15 protein-coding genes are annotated in these 18,244 nt (G+C 72.2%); 4 read left to right on the top strand and 11 right to left on the bottom strand.

Annotated features, from left to right (window positions below):
- From OF819_RS04010 to OF819_RS04020, 3 genes are all read right to left on the bottom strand, one after another.
- Positions 1–885, bottom strand: coding sequence for an Fpg/Nei family DNA glycosylase (locus OF819_RS04010; RefSeq protein WP_267241914.1), 885 nt, complete (start codon positions 883–885; stop codon positions 1–3).
- A gap of 311 nt (positions 886–1,196) precedes the next feature.
- Complete coding sequence (locus OF819_RS04015) at positions 1,197–3,293, bottom strand: SpoIIE family protein phosphatase (protein WP_267241915.1); 2,097 nt, start codon at positions 3,291–3,293, stop codon at positions 1,197–1,199.
- Between the two features lie 65 nt (positions 3,294–3,358).
- Positions 3,359–4,558 (bottom strand): DUF6777 domain-containing protein, encoded by a 1,200-nt coding sequence (locus OF819_RS04020; RefSeq protein WP_267241916.1) that lies wholly within the window; start codon positions 4,556–4,558, stop codon positions 3,359–3,361.
- Between the two features lie 144 nt (positions 4,559–4,702).
- Between OF819_RS04020 and OF819_RS04025 the strand changes: the two genes are divergently transcribed.
- Genes OF819_RS04025 through OF819_RS04035 form a run of 3 tightly spaced genes read left to right on the top strand, consistent with a single transcriptional unit; the run spans position 4,703 to position 7,517 of the window.
- A complete protein-coding gene (locus tag OF819_RS04025) occupies positions 4,703–5,521 on the top strand; it encodes a YndJ family protein (RefSeq protein ID WP_267241917.1) in 819 nt (272 codons plus the stop codon).
- Positions 5,518–6,111 (top strand): DUF1990 family protein, encoded by a 594-nt coding sequence (locus tag OF819_RS04030; RefSeq protein WP_267241918.1) that lies wholly within the window; start codon positions 5,518–5,520, stop codon positions 6,109–6,111. Before OF819_RS04025 ends, OF819_RS04030 begins: the two co-directional genes overlap by 4 nt.
- Positions 6,111–7,517: a lipase maturation factor family protein gene (locus OF819_RS04035; protein WP_267241919.1), complete on the top strand. Its 1,407-nt coding sequence runs from the start codon at positions 6,111–6,113 to the stop codon at positions 7,515–7,517. The genes OF819_RS04030 and OF819_RS04035 overlap by 1 nt, the downstream gene beginning before the upstream one ends.
- A 162-nt stretch (positions 7,518–7,679) precedes the next feature.
- Here the strand turns inward: OF819_RS04035 and OF819_RS04040 are convergent, their stop codons facing one another.
- The gene (locus tag OF819_RS04040; RefSeq protein WP_267241920.1) at positions 7,680–7,853 is read right to left on the bottom strand and encodes a hypothetical protein; all 174 of its coding nucleotides are present in this window, start codon (positions 7,851–7,853) and stop codon (positions 7,680–7,682) included.
- Positions 7,854–8,138: 285 nt separating this feature from the next.
- Positions 8,139–9,599, bottom strand: a complete 1,461-nt coding sequence (locus OF819_RS04045) for an SDR family NAD(P)-dependent oxidoreductase (protein ID WP_267241921.1) — start codon at positions 9,597–9,599, stop codon at positions 8,139–8,141.
- 398 nt (positions 9,600–9,997) lie between these two features.
- Here OF819_RS04045 and OF819_RS04050 point away from each other — a divergent pair, with 398 nt between their 5' ends.
- A complete protein-coding gene (locus OF819_RS04050; protein ID WP_267241922.1) occupies positions 9,998–11,005 on the top strand; it encodes a DMT family transporter in 1,008 nt (335 codons plus the stop codon).
- Here OF819_RS04050 and OF819_RS04055 read toward each other — a convergent pair.
- The 6 genes from OF819_RS04055 to OF819_RS04080 all read right to left on the bottom strand — a co-directional run bounded on the left by OF819_RS04055 (position 10,886) and on the right by OF819_RS04080 (position 18,184).
- Positions 10,886–12,178 (bottom strand): transglycosylase family protein, encoded by a 1,293-nt coding sequence (locus OF819_RS04055; protein WP_267241923.1) that lies wholly within the window; start codon positions 12,176–12,178, stop codon positions 10,886–10,888. The genes OF819_RS04050 and OF819_RS04055 overlap by 120 nt on opposite strands.
- An 865-nt stretch (positions 12,179–13,043) precedes the next feature.
- Positions 13,044–13,970, bottom strand: coding sequence for a PfkB family carbohydrate kinase (locus tag OF819_RS04060; protein WP_267241924.1), 927 nt, complete (start codon positions 13,968–13,970; stop codon positions 13,044–13,046).
- Positions 13,967–14,959 (bottom strand): zinc-dependent alcohol dehydrogenase family protein, encoded by a 993-nt coding sequence (locus tag OF819_RS04065; RefSeq protein ID WP_267241925.1) that lies wholly within the window; start codon positions 14,957–14,959, stop codon positions 13,967–13,969. The genes OF819_RS04060 and OF819_RS04065 overlap by 4 nt, the downstream gene beginning before the upstream one ends.
- The gene (locus OF819_RS04070) at positions 14,956–15,834 is read right to left on the bottom strand and encodes a carbohydrate ABC transporter permease (protein ID WP_267241926.1); all 879 of its coding nucleotides are present in this window, start codon (positions 15,832–15,834) and stop codon (positions 14,956–14,958) included. Before OF819_RS04070 ends, OF819_RS04065 begins: the two co-directional genes overlap by 4 nt.
- Positions 15,831–16,820, bottom strand: a complete 990-nt coding sequence (locus tag OF819_RS04075; RefSeq protein WP_267241927.1) for a carbohydrate ABC transporter permease — start codon at positions 16,818–16,820, stop codon at positions 15,831–15,833. The genes OF819_RS04070 and OF819_RS04075 overlap by 4 nt, the downstream gene beginning before the upstream one ends.
- Positions 16,817–18,184: an ABC transporter substrate-binding protein gene (locus OF819_RS04080; RefSeq protein WP_267241928.1), complete on the bottom strand. Its 1,368-nt coding sequence runs from the start codon at positions 18,182–18,184 to the stop codon at positions 16,817–16,819. The genes OF819_RS04075 and OF819_RS04080 overlap by 4 nt, the downstream gene beginning before the upstream one ends.
- Between the last annotated feature and the right edge of the window lie 60 nt (positions 18,185–18,244).

Here is an 18,244-nt window from a genome sequence, read left to right on the forward strand (position 1 = left end):
TCACTTGAGCAGCCGGGAAAGCCGGCGGTCGGCGAGCGGTTTGCCGCCGGTCTGGCAGGTGGGGCAGTACTGGAGCGAGGAGTCGCTGAAGGAGACCTCGCGGATGGTGTCGCCGCAGACCGGGCAGGGCAGGCCGGTGCGCCCGTGGACGCGCAGACCGCTCTTCTTCTCGGCCTTGAGGCGGCCCGCGGCGAGCCCCCGGGAGCGCTCCACGGCCTTGCCGAGGGTCGTGCGCAGGGCGGCGTACAGCGCGGACGTCTCCTGCGCAGTGAGATTCTGTACGGGTTTGAAGGGGGACATCTTCGCGGCGTGCAGGATCTCGTCGCTGTAGGCGTTGCCGATCCCGGCGACCAGGCTCTGGTCCCGAAGCGCGCCCTTGACCTGCCGTCGTTCGCCCGCCAGCAGCGCGGCGAAGGCCGCCTCGTCGAAGTCGTCGGCGAGCGGGTCGGGGCCGAGGCGGGCGATGCCCGGGACGTCGGACGGGTCATGGACGAGATGCACGGCGAGCCGCTTGGCGGTGCCCGCCTCCGTGAGGTCGAACCCCGCGCCGGAGACGAGCGCCGCCCGCAGCGCGAGGGGGCCCTTTCCCGGCCGCGGGGGCGCGGCCGGGAGCTCGTCCTTCCACTGCAGCCAGCCGGCCCGCGCGAGATGCACGACGAGGTGCAGCTCGTGCCGCGCCCCGCGCGCGGCGGCGTCCGCGGTGATGTCGAGCCACTTGCCGTGGCGGGCCACGGCGGTGGCCCGTGCGCCTTCGAGGGCGGACAGCGGCGGGTCGTAGGTCTTGAGCACGCTGATCGCCACGGGGGTGACACGGGCGAAGTCCTCCCCGACGAGACGCTCACCGAGGAACTCCCGCAGGGCCTGCACTTCGGGCAGCTCGGGCATGCCTCCAGACTGCCGCAGCACCGCGGGCCGCGCACTGGGGGCTCCGCCCCCAGACCCCCGGTCCTCAATCTCCCCCAGCTACCTCCCCCAGACTCCGTCCGGGGGGACCCCCACGGAGGTGCCCCCAACGGGCTGAATTTGGCTACGCCAAACCCCAGCCCCGCGGGGGGTGCCCCCGCACGAAGTCTGGGGGAGATTGAGGCACAGCAACCAGAAACCCAGCCCCGCCGGCGCTTGAGGCGCAAGAACCAGAAACCCAGCCCCGCCGGCGTTTGAGGCGCGGGGGTTCGGGGGCGGAGCCCCCGGGGGAGCTAGGCGCCGGGCCCGCCCGGGAAGGCGGCTGGGACCCGGTCCGGGATGATGAACTCGCACCACACGCACTTGCCGCTGCCCCGGGACTCCACCCCCCACGCCTCCGCAAGCCGGTCCACCAGCATCAGCCCGCGTCCGGAGACGCCGGACACGCCCGCGTCCCGGCGGCGCGGCAGCGCGCTGGAGCGGTCCTCGACCTCCACCCTGAGCCGGCGTTCCATGGCGGACAGCACCCGGATGGTCACGATCGCCCCGCCGTCGGTGTGCATCAGCGCATTGGTGACCAGCTCGTCGGCGGCCAGTTCGATCTCGTCCGACCGCTCCCGCGCGCCCCAGGCCCGTACGGCCGCCCTGATCATGTGCCGGGCGGAGCGCAGCGCCTCGGGGTCGTTCTGCGCGACGTGCTGTTGCAGCCGCCCGCCGGTCTGCGGGCTGACCGTGCCCTTGCGGCGGAGGAGCAGCAGGGCGACGTCGTCCTCGCCGCCGCGTTCGTCGACCACTTCGCACAGCCGGTCGGCGAGCAGCTGCAGATCGCGTGGCCCGCTGTCCACGAGGGAGGTCAGCAGCTGCATCCCGTCGTCGAGGTCCGAGCCGGGCATCTCCACCAGCCCGTCGGTGTAGAGCAGCAGGATCTGGCCGGGGTCCAGCTCCACGGTGGTGACGGGGTACTCAAGCCTGCCGAATTCCGCGGAGAGGCCGAGCGGCAGCCCGCCCTCCACCGGGAGTCTGCGGGTCGCGCCGTCGTTCTGCCGGATCAGCGGGTCGACATGTCCGGCGCGCACCATCTGTACGACGCCCGTGGACAGGTCGGCCTCCGCGTAGGTGCAGGTCGCGAAGCGGTCCGTGTCCAGTTCATGGAGGAAGACGGACGCCCGGGCCATCACGGTGGCCGGAGTGTGTCCCTCGGCCGCGTAGGCGCGCAGCACGATCCGGAGCTGTCCCATGACCGCGGCGGCGTGGGTGTCATGGCCCTGTACGTCCCCGATGACCGCGCCGACCCGGCCGCCGGGCAGGCTGATGACGTCGTACCAGTCGCCGCCGATGTCCTGGCCGAGGCGGGCGGAGCGGTAGCGCACGGCGATCTGCGCGCCCGGCACGTCCGGGATGCGCCGCGGCAGCATCGCCTGCTGCAGGCCTTCGGCGAGGTCGTGCTCCTGCTCGTAGAGCATGGCCCGCTGCAGGCTCTGCGCGATGCTGCTGCCGAGCGCCACCAGCACATTGCGTTCCTCTGCGCTGAATCCGTACCGGTCGCGGTAGAGCAGGCCCAGCGCGCCGATCGGCCGGGCCTGCGCGATCAGCGGCAGATAGGCGGCGGCGTTGATGCCCAGGTGGGCGATGTGCGGCCAGAGCAGCGGATAGGACTCGGCGAAGTCCTCCTTGGACTCGATGAAACGGGGGGCGAGGGTGCGCACCACCTCGCTCATCGGATAGCCCTCGTCGATGCGGGTGTAGCGGGTGCCCGGGACGAAGGAGCCTTCGGGGCCCTCGGCCACCAGATGGATGCGGCCCGACTCCAGCAGGCCCATGACCAGGCTTGTCGCGCCGAAGTGCTCCAGGCCGTGCGAGTCGTTCAGGATGTCGATCACGTCCTGGACGGTTCTGGCGTGGGCGAGCGCGGCTGTGGTGGACTCCACGACGCTGGTCTGGCGGCGGCGTTCGACGTCGACCTCGCGGCGGGCGAGGGAGTCGGCGAGCTCCTGGGTGGCGTCGCGGACGATGCCGATGATCCGCGTCGGCCGTCCGCTCTCGTCGCGGCGCACCGTGCCCTGGGTGTGCGTCCAGCGCGGGCTTCCGTCGCGGCAGCGGATGCGGAAGTAGGCGCCGTAGTGGTCCTCCGCGTTCTTGAGTGCCTGGGTGACGACGGTGTCGAGGCGGACACGCTCATCCGCGGGCACCCGGGCAGCGAGGCTCTCCGGGCGGCCGTCGAACTCGTCGGGGCGCAGATCGAACACCTCGAGGGCGGACCGGTCCATGTGGAGCAGTCCGCTGGCCAGATCCCAGTCGAAGCTGCCCATGCGGTTGAGCGTGAGGCTCAGATCCGGGTGGGCCGGCCAGTCGTCGGGGAGCGACAGGGCACCCGCTGCCCGATCAACCATGGAGCCACTCTGCCATCATTCGTCGGTTTCTTCGACTGTTCCGCTCGCCCCTTCCGCGGGCCTGTTCAGCCGGGGAAGAGGTCCGGCTGGGCCGGCCCGTCGGGGGTGATCAGTTCGTCGGGGCCGGTTCTGGTGACGTCGTTCTCGGGGGGCACGGGCGCGTCCGAGGGCGGCGCGGGCGGCGGCTGGTCGGCCCGGGGCGGCTCGGCCGGCGGCGGCAGGTCGGCCGGCGGCGGCAGGTCGGCCGGCGGCGGGGCGGCGGGGTCGGACGGCGCGGCGGGTGAGCTGCCGGGGGTGACCTGCCCGGACCCGTCCGGGGCGACCGGGGCCGGGGTGTCCCGGCCCTGTGCCGGTGCGGTCCGGCCGCCCGCGCCGTCGGGGCTGGCGGGGCTGGCGTCGGGTGCGGACGGTTCGCCGGCCCGGGGCCCGCCGAAGACGTCGTCGGGGTCGACGGGCGGCAGCACATCGGGCTCCCGGTCCTCCTCGCCGTGGGTGCCGGTCCTGCGTTCGATCCAGGTGCCGTTGTCCACGTCGACGATGATCAGACTGCTGACGATCTGCGCGGAGGGCTTGACCACCACGCTCCTCTCCGGCTGGAAGCCGGGCCATGGCTGCCCGCTGTGCACGACGGCGCCCTTGACCGCGACGGGCGGCTTGAGGGGATTGCCGCAGGCGCAGCGTACGCGCGGTGCGCCGTACTCGTCCGCCAGCACCGCGGTGCCCGCCTGCAGGACGGACTGGAAGGCGACGGCCGCGCCGGAGCGGTAGCCGTGGTTGGTGACACGGGTGTCGGCGCGCAGCACAACGGGGGTCAGCCCGCGCAGGAAGGACGGGACGGCCTCCTGGGTGACGCCGGCCGCCTGCGCGAAGGCGCGCGTCTTCGCCTGGTCGGCGCCCAGCAGGCGCACCTGCCGGTCCGCGTCGCAGCTCGGCTCGTTCCGGATGCCTCCGTAGAGGCCGGCCATCGAGCCCGAGACGGTGCGCAGCGACTGGACGGTGGGGCTGGTGCTGGGCGAGGGCGTCGGCGTCGGGGCGGCCGTGGGCGACGCGGTCGGTTCGGCGGTCCCGTCGGGGGCGGGGCTGGGCATCATCAGGGACGTCGAGCTGGTGAAGGGGTCGGGGCCGGGTGAGGCGACCGGTTGCAGGAGGATCTCCTGCGGCCCCGCCGCTTCGCTGTCGCCGCCGCACCCGGAGGCGAACAGCACGATGGACAGCGCGACCGCGGCGGCGGACGCGGCATATCCGCGACGCGTGGTTGTGCGCACAGATGCTCCCGACTCTCCTGCCCGGCATGTCGTTATTCGTTTTGCCGGAATCCCGCGGACACCGCGACTTGAACATGTTCAAAAAACCGCCTACCGTCACCCCCGAAGAAGTTGAACACGTTCAAAGCCCGGGGTGGGATGGATATGTCCGTGCTGGTCAACCTGATCGTGATGCTCGGCATGCTGTTCGTGGTGCCCGCCGGGCTGCGTCTGATCGACTCCGAGGGGCTCGCGCCCATTCGGCGGATATGGCCGCTGTTCGCCGTGTGCGGTGCGGTCGCGCTGTGGCTCCCGCGTTCGGCGGCGGCGACGGCCCTTGCCGCCGTATACGCGATCGGCACCCTGCTGCCGGCCGCGGCCGCCGCCCGCAGGCTGGCGCGCAGCCGCTCCCTCGCGGCGGCCGAGTCGGCGGTGCTCGCCGCCCTGACCGCCCCCTCGGTGGCGGGGGCGGCGCTGACAGCGGAGCGTGCGGGCCATGAGCTGTTCGGCTTCAGCCTGGAGATCCTGGCCCTGACGGTGCCGCACTTCCACTACGCCGGTTTCGCGGCCGCCCTCGTGGCGGGGCTCGTCTGCCGCACCGCGGCGGGACCGGGAGCGCGGTTCGCGGCGTTCAGCGTGCCGCTGGGCACACTGCTCGTGCTGGCCGGCTATTTCATCGACGACTGGGCCGAGCTGGCCGGAGCGCTCGTCCTGACCGCCGGCATGTGGACGGTGGCAGTGCTGACCTGGCGCGACATCCGGACCGGCGGACGGGACCGGGTCACCCGCACGCTGCTGACCGTCTCGGCGGCGGTCCTGGCGGCCACCATGCTGCTCGCCCTGAGCTGGGCGGTCGGCGAGGCCACCGGCCTCCCCCACCCGAACCTGACCTGGATGGCCGCCACCCACGGCCTCGGCAACGCCCTCGGCTTCGCGCTCTGCTCGCTGCTCGCCTGGCGACGACTCAAGGAAACCCCCGTATGAACCTCTCCCACCGCCCCCACCGCCCCCACCGCTTCAGCCGCGCCCGCCGCGGGCCCCGTGCCGACCGGGACACGCGCGTGCTCGGCTACGCCGAGGTCGGCGCCACCCGCCATGAGCCGCTGCCCGCCGGCTACTCCCACCTCCGGCACACCGAGCGGATCGGACACGGCCGCTCCAGCTTCGAGGCGGCGGGCGCCGCGGTCACCACCTGGCGGATGCACCGTCAGTCGGGCGTCCGGGTGGACGCCGACGCGGTGCGGGCGGAGCCCGGCGTACGGCTCACGGTGTCGGCCGGCCTCGGCCCGCTGCGGCTGAGCGCTCCGTGCGAGGTGGTGTGGACGGCGTACGGGCCGGACCGCACGGGTTTCGCCTATGGAACGCTGACCGGGCACCCGGAGCGCGGCGAGGAGTCGTTCACCGTCGAGCTCCGCGAGGACGGCGCGGTGTGGTTCACCGTCACCGCCTTCAGCCGCCCCGCCGTCTGGTACACCCGGCTGGCGGGCCCGATCGTCCCCGTGCTCCAGCGGCTTTACGCCCGCCGGCTCGGCCGTGCTCTGCGGAGCATCGCCGCAGACCGATACTGGGAGTGATGGAATGGTTCACGGATGGTGACTACTGGCTGAGTCGGCTGATCTTCCAGCGGGCTCTCGCCGGTGTGTATCTGATCGCGTTCCTCACCGCGGCGCTCCAGTTCCGGGCGCTGATCGGTGAGCGGGGCATGCTGCCCGTCCCCGACTATCTGCGGCACACGTCGCCGCGGCAGATGCCGAGCCTGTTCCATCTCCACTACTCCGACCGCTTCTTCGCCGCGGTCGCCTGGACCGGCTGCGCGCTCGCCGCCGCCCTCGCGGCCGGGGCGGCCGACGATGTGCCGCTGTGGGCGGCGATGGCCTGGTGGGCGGCGCTGTGGGCGCTGTATCTGTCCATCGTCAACGTGGGGCAGACCTGGTATGGCTTCGGCTGGGAGTCGCTGCTGCTGGAGACGGGGTTCCTCGCCGTCTTCCTGGGCAACGAGCGGACCGCGCCGCCGGTGCTGGTGCTCTGGCTGCTGCGGTGGGTGCTGTTCCGGGTGGAGTTCGGCGCGGGGCTGATCAAGATCCGCGGCGATCAATGCTGGCGGGATCTGACCTGCCTCTACTACCACCATGAGACCCAGCCGATGCCGGGGCCGCTGAGCTGGTTCTTCCACCGGATGCCGCGCCCCCTGCACCGCGTCGAGGCCGCCGCCAACCATGTGACGCAGCTGCTGGTCCCGGTGCTGCTGTTCACCCCGCAGCCGGTGGCGTCCGCGGCCGCCGGGCTGATGGTGCTCACCCAGCTGTGGCTGGTGCTGTCCGGCAACTTCTCCTGGCTGAACTGGCTGACGATCGCACTCGCGCTCTGCGCGGTGGACTTCTCGGCCCTGGCGGCGCCCCCGTCGCTGCCGCGGCCCCCGCTCTGGTACGAGGCCGTCGTCATCGCGGTCGCCGCCGGGGTGCTGCTGCTCAGCTACCGGCCGGCGCGCAATCTGCTCTCCCGCCATCAGGCGATGAACCGCTCCTTCGACCCCTTCCATCTGGTCAACGCCTATGGCGCGTTCGGCTCGGTGGGCCGGATCCGCTTCGAGGTCGTCGTCGAGGGCACGGATGAGCGGGTGCTGCATGAGGGCACGGTGTGGCGCGAGTACGGCTTCAAGGGCAAGCCCACCGACGTCCGCCGGCTGCCGCGCCAGTACGCCCCGTACCATCTGCGGCTGGACTGGATGATGTGGTTCGCGGCCCTGTCCCCCGCCTATGCCCGCCCCTGGTTCGGCCCCTTCGCGGCACGCCTGCTGGACGGCGACCGCGACACCCTGCGGCTGCTCGCCCGCAATCCCTTCCCCGACGCCCCGCCGGTGTACGTGCGCGCCCGGCTGTTCCACTACCGCTTCACCACCTGGCGCGAGCTGCGCACCACCGGCGCCTGGTGGCACCGCACCTATGTGCGCGACTTCCTCCGCCCGACGCGGCTGCGCTGAGCCCCGGCACGCCCCCGACCATGGCCGAAAACCGGCTGAGCCGCCGCTGAGCCGCCGTCGGCGCGCCGAGCCTGGCCGGTTCACCCGGACGGCCGTACCCCCTGGCTCCGGGGCCAGGGGGTACGAAACTGCGAAACTGCGAAAAGCGGAAGCACCGCGCTCTCAGTCGACGCCGGGCAGGATGTGGGGCTCAGCGAGGTCGTCTTCGTAACCGGCCAGCCGGATGGGCGCCGACCGGGCCCATACATCGAGGCTGTTGAGCTCCTCCGGCTGACGGGCTTGCTCGTCGGCGCCTTCCGGTGGGCGCTTGTCATGCTTCGTCACTTCTGTCGTCACCGCGCACTCCTCTGTGTCGCGTAAGGGGACAGGGGCAGTTCGGTCGCGGTGGCGCCGTTGCTGGCGGGACCGCGGCCTGCTTTCAGGCCTGTCCCAGGACGGCCGAGGGGGCTTCGTGGATCCCTTGGAGGCCGTCCGTCCACCCAAGACTAACCAAATGAGCGCGCCCCCGCTCGATGGGGCCTGTAAATCTGCTCAATTCCGGCCAGTTGCCCTATGGTCCGTTGAACGGTCCGTTGAACCTATGAGGAACTTGGGTGGTGTGCGTCTTGTGTGACGGACGAGTTACCAGTTGGCGGGGGCGTAATCCTTGAGGAAGCAGCCGTACAGATCCTCGCCGGCCTCGCCCCGTACGATCGGGTCGTAGACGCGGGCCGCGCCGTCGACCAGATCGAGCGGAGCGTGGAAACCCTCGTCCGCCAAGCGCATCTTGTCCGGGTGCGGGCGCTCATCGGTGATCCACCCGGTGTCGACCGCGGTCATCAGGATGCCGTCGGTCTCGAACATCTCCTGGGCGCTGGTGCGGGTGAGCATGTTCAGCGCGGCCTTGGCCATGTTCGTGTGCGGGTGTCCCGCACCCTTGTAGCCGCGGCTGAAGACGCCTTCCATCGCTGAGACGTTGACGACATAGGTGCGCCGGGCGGAGGAGGCGGCGAGCGCCGGGCGGAGCTTGCTGATCAGGATGAACGGCGCGGTGGAGTTGCAGAGCTGGACCTCAAGCAGCTCGATGGGCTCCACTTCGGAGACCGTCTGGACCCAGCTGTTGGTGTCCTGCAGATCGGGGACCAGGCCGCCGGCGTCGATCGCGGTGCCCGCCTCGATCCTGGCGAGGGACGCTGAGCCGGTGACCAGCGCCAGTTCGGCGACGTCCTGGGCGGACAGCTTCTCGCCGCCGCCGGCGGGCAGCGCGGCCTGCGCGCCGCTGCCGAAGGCGCCGATCACCTCGGAGACGGGCAGCTCGCCCGCGGGCAGCGGGGCGGCCTCGGCGGCGAGCAGCTCGCTGTATGCCTGCGGGGAGCGGCGCACGGTCTGCGCGGCGTTGTTGATCAGGATGTCCAGCGGCCCCTCGGCGGCCACCGAGTCGGCGAGGGCGACGACCTGCGCCGGGTCGCGCAGATCAATGCCGACGATCTTGAGCCGGTGAATCCACTCATCGCTGTCCGGCATCGCCTTGAAGCGGCGGATCGCGTCCTTGGGGAAGCGGGTGGTGACGGTGGTGTGCGCGCCGTCGCGCAGCAGCCGCAGCGCGATATACATGCCGATCTTGGCGCGGCCGCCGGTGAGCAGGGCGCGCCTGCCGGTCAGATCGGCGCGGGCGTCGCGGCGGGCGCGGTTCTCGGCGGCGCACTTCTGGCACAGCTGGTGGTAGAAGGCGTCGACCTCGGTGTAGCGGGTCTTGCAGATATAGCAGGAACGGGGGCGCTGGAGTATGCCCGCGATCTCCCCGACGACCGACGAGGTGGGCAGCAGGCCCTGGGTCTCGTCGTCGATGCGGTCGGCCGAGCCGGTGGCGGTGGCCTCGGTGACGGCCCGGTCGTGGGCGGTCTTGGCGGCCCGGCGCTCCTGCCTGCGGCGCTGCTTCACGGTGCGGTAGATGCCCGCGGTGGCCCGGCGCACGGCGATCGCGTCCGGGTGGTCGATCTCCAGTTTGTCCAGCTCTTCGAGCACGCCGAGACAGACGGCCAGCCGCTCGGGGTCGATGCCCGGGCCGTATGCCGGTGCCGGGCTTTCGTCAGTCGCCGTCATCGCGGGTTGCCGATTCCTCTGTCACTCGTACGCCGTAGTTCCAAGAGTGAAACTTTACTGAGTGCTCAAGTATTCGGCCAAATGCCCGCATGCGCCGCCCGTTCCCTTGACAACCGCTGGCATCCGCCGTCCGGACCCGATGGATGATCTTGGCCAGTCCCCCGGCACAGGGGAGCCTTGCGGTCCTCGGGCGTGCGGCGAGCGAGCCTCAGGCGTGCGCCGGATACTGGTGGGACACCGCCGTTCACGTCGGACGGGTCCGGGCACGTGCCATGGCCCGGCCCGCGCCCCCGCCGGGAGGGGGACTGCGGACATACTCCCGTACTACGTCGGCAGTATGTTCAAGTGCCTGCTCAAGGACGACGACGTGAAGGCCGACAGGGGACATCGTGGTGCCCATGAGTACCCTCGCGCCGGCCGTACTGCTGTCCCTGCTCTCCGCGCTCGCCTATGCGGGCGGGGCGATCCTCCAGGAGCGGGTGGCTGCGACCAGCCCCGCCCACCCCTACGCCCCGCTGCACCAGAGGCGCTGGTGGGCGGCCGTGGGGCTGAACGGGCTCGGCGCGGTGCTGCATGTGCTGGCTCTGGCGTACGGGCCGCTGAGCGCGGTGCAGCCGCTCGGAGCCCTGACGATCGTCTTCGCGCTGCCGATGGCGGCGCTGTTCGTACGGCGCAGAGCCCCGGCCGCCGCCTGGCGCGGAGCGCTGGTGGCGACGGCGGGGCTCGCCGGGCTGCTGGCCCTGACGGGTCCCGTCGGCTCCCGTTCGCTGGACGGCGCGGAGCGCGGGCTGCTGGCGGCGGCCACGCTGGGCGGGGTGGCGCTGCTGTTCCTGCTGGCCCAGGGCGTGCACCGCGGCGCGGTGCGCAGCGTGCTGCTGGCGGGCGCGGCAGGCGCCGCCTTCGGCATCGCGTCCGTGTTCACCAAGACGGTGTCGGTCGACTGGTCGTGGAGCGCCCCGCTGGCGCAGTGGCCGAGCCTGCTGGTGATGGCGGTGCTGGCCGTGGGCGGACTGCTGCTGTCCCAGGCGTCCTACCGCGGTGCGGGGCTCACCGCCCCGCTGGCCACGGTGACCGTGGTCAACCCGGTGGCGGCCACGGCGGTCGGGGTGACGCTGTTCGGCGAGACATTCCGGTTCGGGGCGCCGGGCGCGATGCTGGCGCTGACGTCGGGGGCGGTAGCGGCCGCGGGTCTGATCATGCTGACGCGGCAGCGGCTGCGTGCCGTGCGGCTGCCGGCGCAGCCGTCGGAACACCCGGCCCGACGGCCGCCGTCCAGGCCGTCGCGGTCAGACGGCGACGCCGCCCGACCTGAGGTAGGCGAGGGGGTCGATGTCGGAGCCGTACCCGGGGGCCGTGCGCACCTCGAAGTGCAGGTGCGGTCCCGTGCTGTTGCCGGTGGATCCTGAGCGGGCGATCCGCTGGCCGCTGTTGACCTGCTGGCCGGGGCGCACGTTCAGCGCGGACAGATGCGCGTACTGGCTGTACTTGCCGTCCATGTGCCGGATGACGACCTGATAGCCATACGGCCCCTCCCAGCCGGCGGAGACCACATGGCCGGGTGCGACGGCCTTCACGGCGGTGCCGGTGGGCACCGGGAAGTCCACACCGGTGTGGTAGCCGCTCGCCCAGGCCGCGCCGGCCTTGCGGTAGGGGGTGCCGGGGCCCGCCTCGACGGGGGCGGACAGAGTGCCGCTCCCTGCCGGGGCGTCGTCCCGTACGGGCTTCGCCGCCTGCCCGCGCTCTGCCTCCGGCGCTGCCCCGGGCGGGGCCTTCGGCTGCGTCGTGGGCTGTTCCCCGGGCTTGGCGCGCTTTTCGGGCTGCTGCTTCTCCTTCGCCTTCGGCTGCCCCTGCGCCACAGGCCGCTCCTCCGCGGCACGGCCGGCGCTCCTGCCGCCGGGCAGTGTCAGCCGCTGGCCGGGGAAGATCAGATCGGGGTCGTCGCCGACGACCGAGCGGTTGTCGCGGTAAAGCCGCGGCCAGCCGCCGCTGACCCGCCTGGCCTCAGCGATCTTGGAGAGGGAGTCGCCCCTGGCGACCGTATAGCCCTCACGCCGTGTCGGCACGGAGGTGGGCGAGGCGGCCGACGCGGCCTGACGCCGCTTTTCGCGCGCTTCCCGCTCTTCGCGCCCTTCGCGTGTTTCGGCGTCGGCCCCCGGCCTGGAGCCGCCCGACTGGGCGGAGACGTCCGGGGCGTCACCGCCGCGGGTCAGTCCCGCCCGCACCGAACAGACCGGCCAGGCGCCCGGCCCCTGCCCCTTGAGCACCCGCTCGGCCACGGCGATCTGCTGGTCCCTGGTGGCGAGATCGGCACGCGGGGCGTACTGCCGTCCGCCGTACTCCTCCCAGGTGGACTGCTTGAACTGCAAGCCCCCGTAGTAGCCGTTGCCTGTGTTGATCGACCAGTCGTCGCTGGATTCACAGGCGGCGACCTTCTCCCAGACGTCCACGGACGCGGAGTGCGCGGTCCCCGCACCGATCAGGGGCAGGGCCATGCCCGCACCGCCTGCCGCCGTGACAGTGAGGGACGCGCGATGGAAACGGCTCGGCTGGACTCGGCGGTGTCGACCGGTAGCGGCCATGTCAGGGCTCCCCCACTGGCGTTGGTCATCTCGCAATCGGCCAACTTAGGTCCGGCACAGGGAGCATGACAAGGGTTCAGTCACGGCGCACATGCGGTTCACTCTGCGCCCCGCCCGGGCCCGCGGTGGGGTTCCCCCACGCCCTGGGCCCCCCTTCCCGAAACGGGGGCTCCGCCCCCAGCCACCTCCGGGGGGGTAGGGCCTGCGGGGATGACGCCCCGCGCCCCAGGGTGCGGCAGCTTCGCGCCGCCGCGCCCTGTACGGCCTCCGGTCGTGTCCGCAAGCTCCCCCGGCCACCTCCCCCAGACTCCGTCCGGGGGCACCCCGCGGAGGTGCCCCCAGGGGTACCCCATGGAGGTGGCCCCAACGGGCTCCATTCGGCCGCGCCGGATCTCAGCCCCGCCGCCGATTGGCATGCCAGGAGGGTGGCCACGCGAGTGGTGTGGCCATCCGGACCGCACTGGTCCGGACGCCCTGTGATCGGCCGGCCCGGCGGAAGCTCCGCGCCGCCGCGCGAGCCGGCCAGGGTGGCGGAGGCCGCCGGGCGCGCGGGCCGAATCTGCCGCCGCCTGCGAAACCGCCCAGGCTGACCGGCTGCACCACTCGGCGGGACACCACCCAGGAGTGCCGCACATCAAGCCCGTCGGCGGTTGAGGCACAAGGGCCAGAAATCCAGCCCCGTGGGGGTGCCCCTGGGGGCACCTCCCAGCGGTGGCTGGGGGAGGAGCCGGGGGGAGACTGAGGCGCGGGGGTCCGGGGCGGAGCCCCGCATCAGGTCTGGGGGCAGAGTTCCGGGTTCGGGAACCGGCCGGGCGGCCCCGGCAGCACGCGCCCGAGGCGCGGCCGGGCCCGACGGCCGACGCCGTCAGGACGTCACGGCTCCGGGCGGTACGACATCCGTCCCCTCCTGCGCGCAGACCCCCGCAGCCGTCCGCGCGGCGAACGACAGCATCTCCGCGGCCTGACGGGCAGTGAGCTGCCCGAGCCGCCCGGGACGCAGGCCGGCGAGCCGGCTCAGCAGGGCCGCGGTGAAGGCGTCGCCCGCGCCGATGGTGTTGACCACGTCGACGCGCACGGCGGGCACATGGACCTCGCTCCCGTCCGGCAGATACCCGGTGCTGCCGTCGGCGCCGCGGGTGAGCACCGCCAGCCTGCCCCGCGCCGCGAGAGCCCGGCAGCTCCCCCGCGGATCGCGGTGCGGCCAGAGCTGCGCGAGGTCCTCGTCGCTCGCCTTGACGACATGGGCGAGGGCGCACAACTCGCGCAGCAGCCGCGGCCCGCGCAGCGGGTCGAGGGTGCGGTCGGCGCGGACGTTGGGGTCGACGACCAGCAGGCTGTTCCCGGCGGCCGCGGCACGCGCAGTCTCGGCGACGGCGCGGGCCGCCGGTTCGACGACGGCGGCGAGCCCGCCCGCGTACACGGCGCCGAAGCGCGCGACGTCAGCGGTCCGCTGCGGCAGCTGGAAGGCCGCGGTGGCCTGGAGGTGGAAGCGGTAGCCGTTGCCGTGCGCGGCCGGGTCGGCGACCGCGAGCGGGGTAGGCAGCGCGGAGCGGCCGCACAGGCTCAGATCGACTCCGGCCGTGCTCAGCCGTTCCTGAAGCAGACCGGCGAGCGCATCGCCGCCCAGCGTCCCGGCGAAGGCGACGGGGGTGCCCAGTCGGGCGAGCCCGGCGGCGACATTGGCGGGGGCTCCGCCCGGCTGGGCCGACAGCGCGCCGGGGGCGCCGGGCACGGGGATCAGGTCGATCAGCGCCTCGCCGAGGACCAGTACGGCGTCGGAGCCACCGGTCACGGCTGGACCACGATCTTGCGGCCCTGGCCTGCCTTGAAGCGCTCCATGGCCTCGGGGTACTGCTCCAGCGGCAGCCGGTCGCTGATGAAGACGGCCGGGTCGAGCACCCCTGCGGCGAAGAGCGCGGCGGCCCGTTCGAAGCTGTGCAGGACGGCCATGGAGCCGGTGATGGTGATCTCCTGGTTGTAGATGCGGTACGGCTCGATGACGGCGGTGGTCGCGTAGTCGGAGACCCCGAACTGGAGGAAGGTGCCTCCCTTGGCGACCCGGCCGAGGCCGTCCTGGATGGCGGCGGCGTTGCCGGTGGCGTCGATGACGACGTCCCAGCCGCGCGGGCCGCGGTCCAGTTCCTCGGCGCGGGCGGCCGAGCGGGAGCAGCCGAGCAGCCCGGCGGTGGCCAGCCGGTCGGGGTTGACGTCGAGTACGTCGACGCTCGCCGCGCCGGTGCGCTTGGCGAGCTCCAGCATCATCAGGCCCATGGTGCCGGAGCCGTAGATCAGGACCTCCGCGCCGAGGGTGCCGGAGAGCACGTCGTATCCGCGCACCGCGCAGGACAGCGGCTCGATCAGCGCGGCGTCGGCGACGTCGACGTGGTCGGGCAGCCTGACGCAGTTCGCGACGGGCGCGACGGCGTACTCGGCCGCGCCTCCGGCGACGGAGACGCCGATGGCGGCCCAGCGGTCGCAGAGGTTGCCGCGGCCGGCGCGGCAGTAGCGGCATTCGTGGCAGTGCAGGGAGGGGTCGACGGCGACCTTGTCGCCGAGGGACACCTCGGTGACGTCCGCGCCGGCCGCGACGACCTCGCCGGCGAACTCATGGCCGGGCACGATCGGCAGAGTGGGGGCGAACTCACCCTGCAGGATGTGCAGATCGGTGCCGCACAGCCCGCAGGAGGCCACCTGGACCACCACCTCGCGCGGCCCGGGGGACGGGTCGGGGACGGTGGTGACCGAGACCTTGCCGGGGGCTTCGACGATCGCTGCCCTCATTTCACAGCTCCAAGGGAGAGGCCCTGGACGAGCTTGTCCTGGGCGGCGTAGCCGGCGGCGAGCACCGGCAGGGACACGACGACGGACGCGGCGCACAGCTGGGCGAGGAACAGGCCCTGGCTGGTGACGAATCCGGTCAGATACACGGGTGCGGTCTGGGCGGCGACGCCGGTGAGCACCCGGGCGAAGAGAAGTTCGTTCCAGCTGAAGATGAAGCAGATCAGCGCGGTGGCGGCGATGCCGGGGGCGGCTACGGGGGCGACCACCCGGGCCAGTACGGTCGGCAGCCGCGCCCCGTCGACCTGTGCGGCCTCGATGATGGAGACCGGCACATCCGCCAGGAAGGACTGCATCATCCACACCGCGATCGGCAGGTTCATCGAGGTGTAGAGGATGACGAGCAGCCATATGTTGTCCAGCAGCCCGGCGTTCTTGGCGAAGAGATAGACCGGCAGCAGCCCGGCGACGACCGGCAGCATCTTCGTCGACAGGAAGAAGAACATCACATCCCGCCACTTGCGTACGGGCCTGATGGACAGGGCGTACGCGGCCGGGAGCGCCAGCAGCAGCACGAGGACGGTGGACAGGACGGACGCGCTGAGCGAGTTGAGCAGCGACGGCCAGGGCGTGGAGCCGCCGTCCGCGCCGAAGAACGCCCGGTAGCCGTCGAGGGTGAGGGAGGCGGTCAGGGCGGGCGGGTTGGCGGCGGCGTCGGTCTCGGAGTGCAGCGAGGTCACCGCCATCCACAGGGCGGGCAGGCAGAAGCCGATCCCGGCGGCCCAGGCGAGCACGCCGAGCGCGGCGGAGCGCCGGCGTGCCCGCCGGGCGGCGAGGGCGGCCGCACGGCCGCCAGGCGGGAGGGACACGGCGGTCATGAGCGGGAGACCTCCTCGCTGAACAGGGACGACACGACGCGCAGCGCGAAGGTGGCGATCACGATCGTGCCGAGCACCACCACGACCCCGGCCGCCGAGGCGAGCCCGTACTCATGGGCCTGGTAGAAGGTCTGGTAGATGGTGTACGGCAGGTTGGCGGTGCCCAGCCCGCCGGAGGTGAGGGTGAACACGGCGTCGAAGTTCTGCACGATGTAGATCGAGCCGAGCAGGATGCCGAGTTCGAGGTAGCGGCGCAGATGCGGCAGCGTCAGATAGCGGAACGTCTGCCAGTTGCCCGCGCCGTCGAGCCGTGCCGCCTCCATCATCTCCGCGGGCCTGCTCTGCAGCCCGGCCAGCAGGATGAGCATCATGAACGGCGTCCACTGCCACACCAGCGCCGCGACGACCGCGGTCAGCGGCATGTCGGAGATCCAGTCCGGCTGGGCGGGGCGGTCGCTGCCGAAGAGGGAGGCGAGCCAGCTCCAGACGCCGTTGAGCAGCCCGTACTCGGGGTTGTAGAGGGCGTGCTTGAACAGCAGCGCCGCGGAGACGGGGACGATCAGGAACGGGGTGATCAGCAGGGTGCGGACGATGCCCCGCCCGGCGAAGGTGCGGTCGAGGAGCAGCGCCAGCAGCAGCCCGAGGACCACGCTGACGATCACCACGCTCGCGGTGAGCAGCACTGTGGTGAGCACCGATTCACGCAGCGATGCGTCGGTGAACACCTCGGCGTAGTTGGCGAAGCCCGCGAACGCCCGCTCGTCGGGGCTGAGGGAATTCCAGTCGAAGAGCGAGATGACGAGGGTGGCGGCGAAGGGGAGCTGTGTGACGGCGATCAGGAAGACCAGCGCGGGCAGCAGCGGCGCGCGTGTCGCCCAGGCCCTGACTGTGCCGCGGCGCGGTCCCGGTCCCCCGCCGGGCCCGCCGCCCGAAGGCGGCGGACCGGCGGGCGGGGCGGCCTCCCTGGGGGCCGCGAGGGTGCTCATCGGTACTCCTCGGCGACCTTCTCGGCGAGCTTCTGGGACTTCTGGAGGGCCTCCGCGACGGACTGGCGTCCGGCGATCGCGGCGCTGATCTCCTGGGAAACCTTGGTGCCGAGGTCGGTGAACTCCGGTATCCCGACGAACTGGATGCCGGGCGCGGGGCGCGGCTGCACTCCGGGGCTCTTGGCGTCGGCGCTGGCGATGGCCTCCTCGGTGACGTCGGCGTGCGCCGAGGCAGCCTTGCGGTAGTCGGGGTTGGCGTAGGTGGAGCTCCGCTTGCCGGCGGGCACCTTGTCCCAGCCGAGCTGCTCGCCCACCAGCTGCTCGTACTTCTTGCCCGAGGCCCAGGAGATGAACTTCCAGGCGTCGTCGGTCTTCTTGGACGCCTTCTGCACGCCCCAGGCCCAGGTGTAGAGCCAGCCGGAGCTCTTCGTCTTCTCGACCGGCGCGGGCACATAGCCGATCTTGCCCTTGACCGGGGAGTCCGCGGCCTCCAGCGATCCGGCGGCGGCGGTGGCGTCGTACCACATGGCGGTCTTGCCCTGGGTCATGTTGTTGAGGCACTCGGTGTAGCCGGACTGGGCCGCGCCCGCCTGGCCGTGCTTGCGCACCAGGTCGACGTAGAACTCGGTGGCCTTGGTGAACTCCGGCGAAGTGAGCCGGGGCTTCCAGTCCTCGGTGAACCAGGTGCCGCCCATGGTGTTGACGACGGTGGTGAGCGGGGCGACGAGCTGGCCCCAGCCGGGCAGTCCGCGCAGGCAGATGCCCTTCATATCGCTCTCGGCCCGGTCGGCCTTGGCGGCGAGGTCGGCGACCTCCTGCCAGGTGGGCTCGTCGGGCATGGTCAGCCCGTGCTTGTCGAAGACGTCTTTGCGGTACATCAGGAAGGACGACTCGCCGTAGAACGGCTGGGCGTAGAGCTTGCCGTCGGCGGTGAGGGAGTCGCGCAGCGGCGGGAGGATGTCGGACTGGTCGAACTCCTTGTCCTCCTCGACGTAGTCGTCGAGGGCGTGGAGCCAGCCGTTCTTGGAGTAGAACGGCACCTCGTAGTTGCTGATGGTGGCGACGTCGTACTGGCCGGCCTGGTTGGCGAAGTCCTGGCTGATCTTGTCGCGGACGTCGTTCTCGGGGAGCACCGTGAAGTTGACCTTGATGCCGGTGTCCTTGGTGAAGTGCTCGGCGGTGAGCTTCTGCAGGTCGGCCATCTGGGGGTTGTTGACCATCAGCACATTGAGGCCGTCGCCGCCCCCGCCTCCGGCCGCGCCGCCCGCGCCGGCGCAGCCGGCGAGGAGGGCGATGGCGGCGGCTGCCGCGGCTGTCTGCACTGCTCTGGTGCGGCCCGTGTGTGCTCTTCTCCGTACGGACATGAGATCTCCTGAATGTCTGGTAGCGGCTCGATCAGGAAGGCGGGGGTGGCGTTTTAGGGA

This window comes from Streptomyces sp. PR69, from assembly GCF_026420845.1.
Classification (GTDB): domain Bacteria; phylum Actinomycetota; class Actinomycetes; order Streptomycetales; family Streptomycetaceae; genus Streptomyces.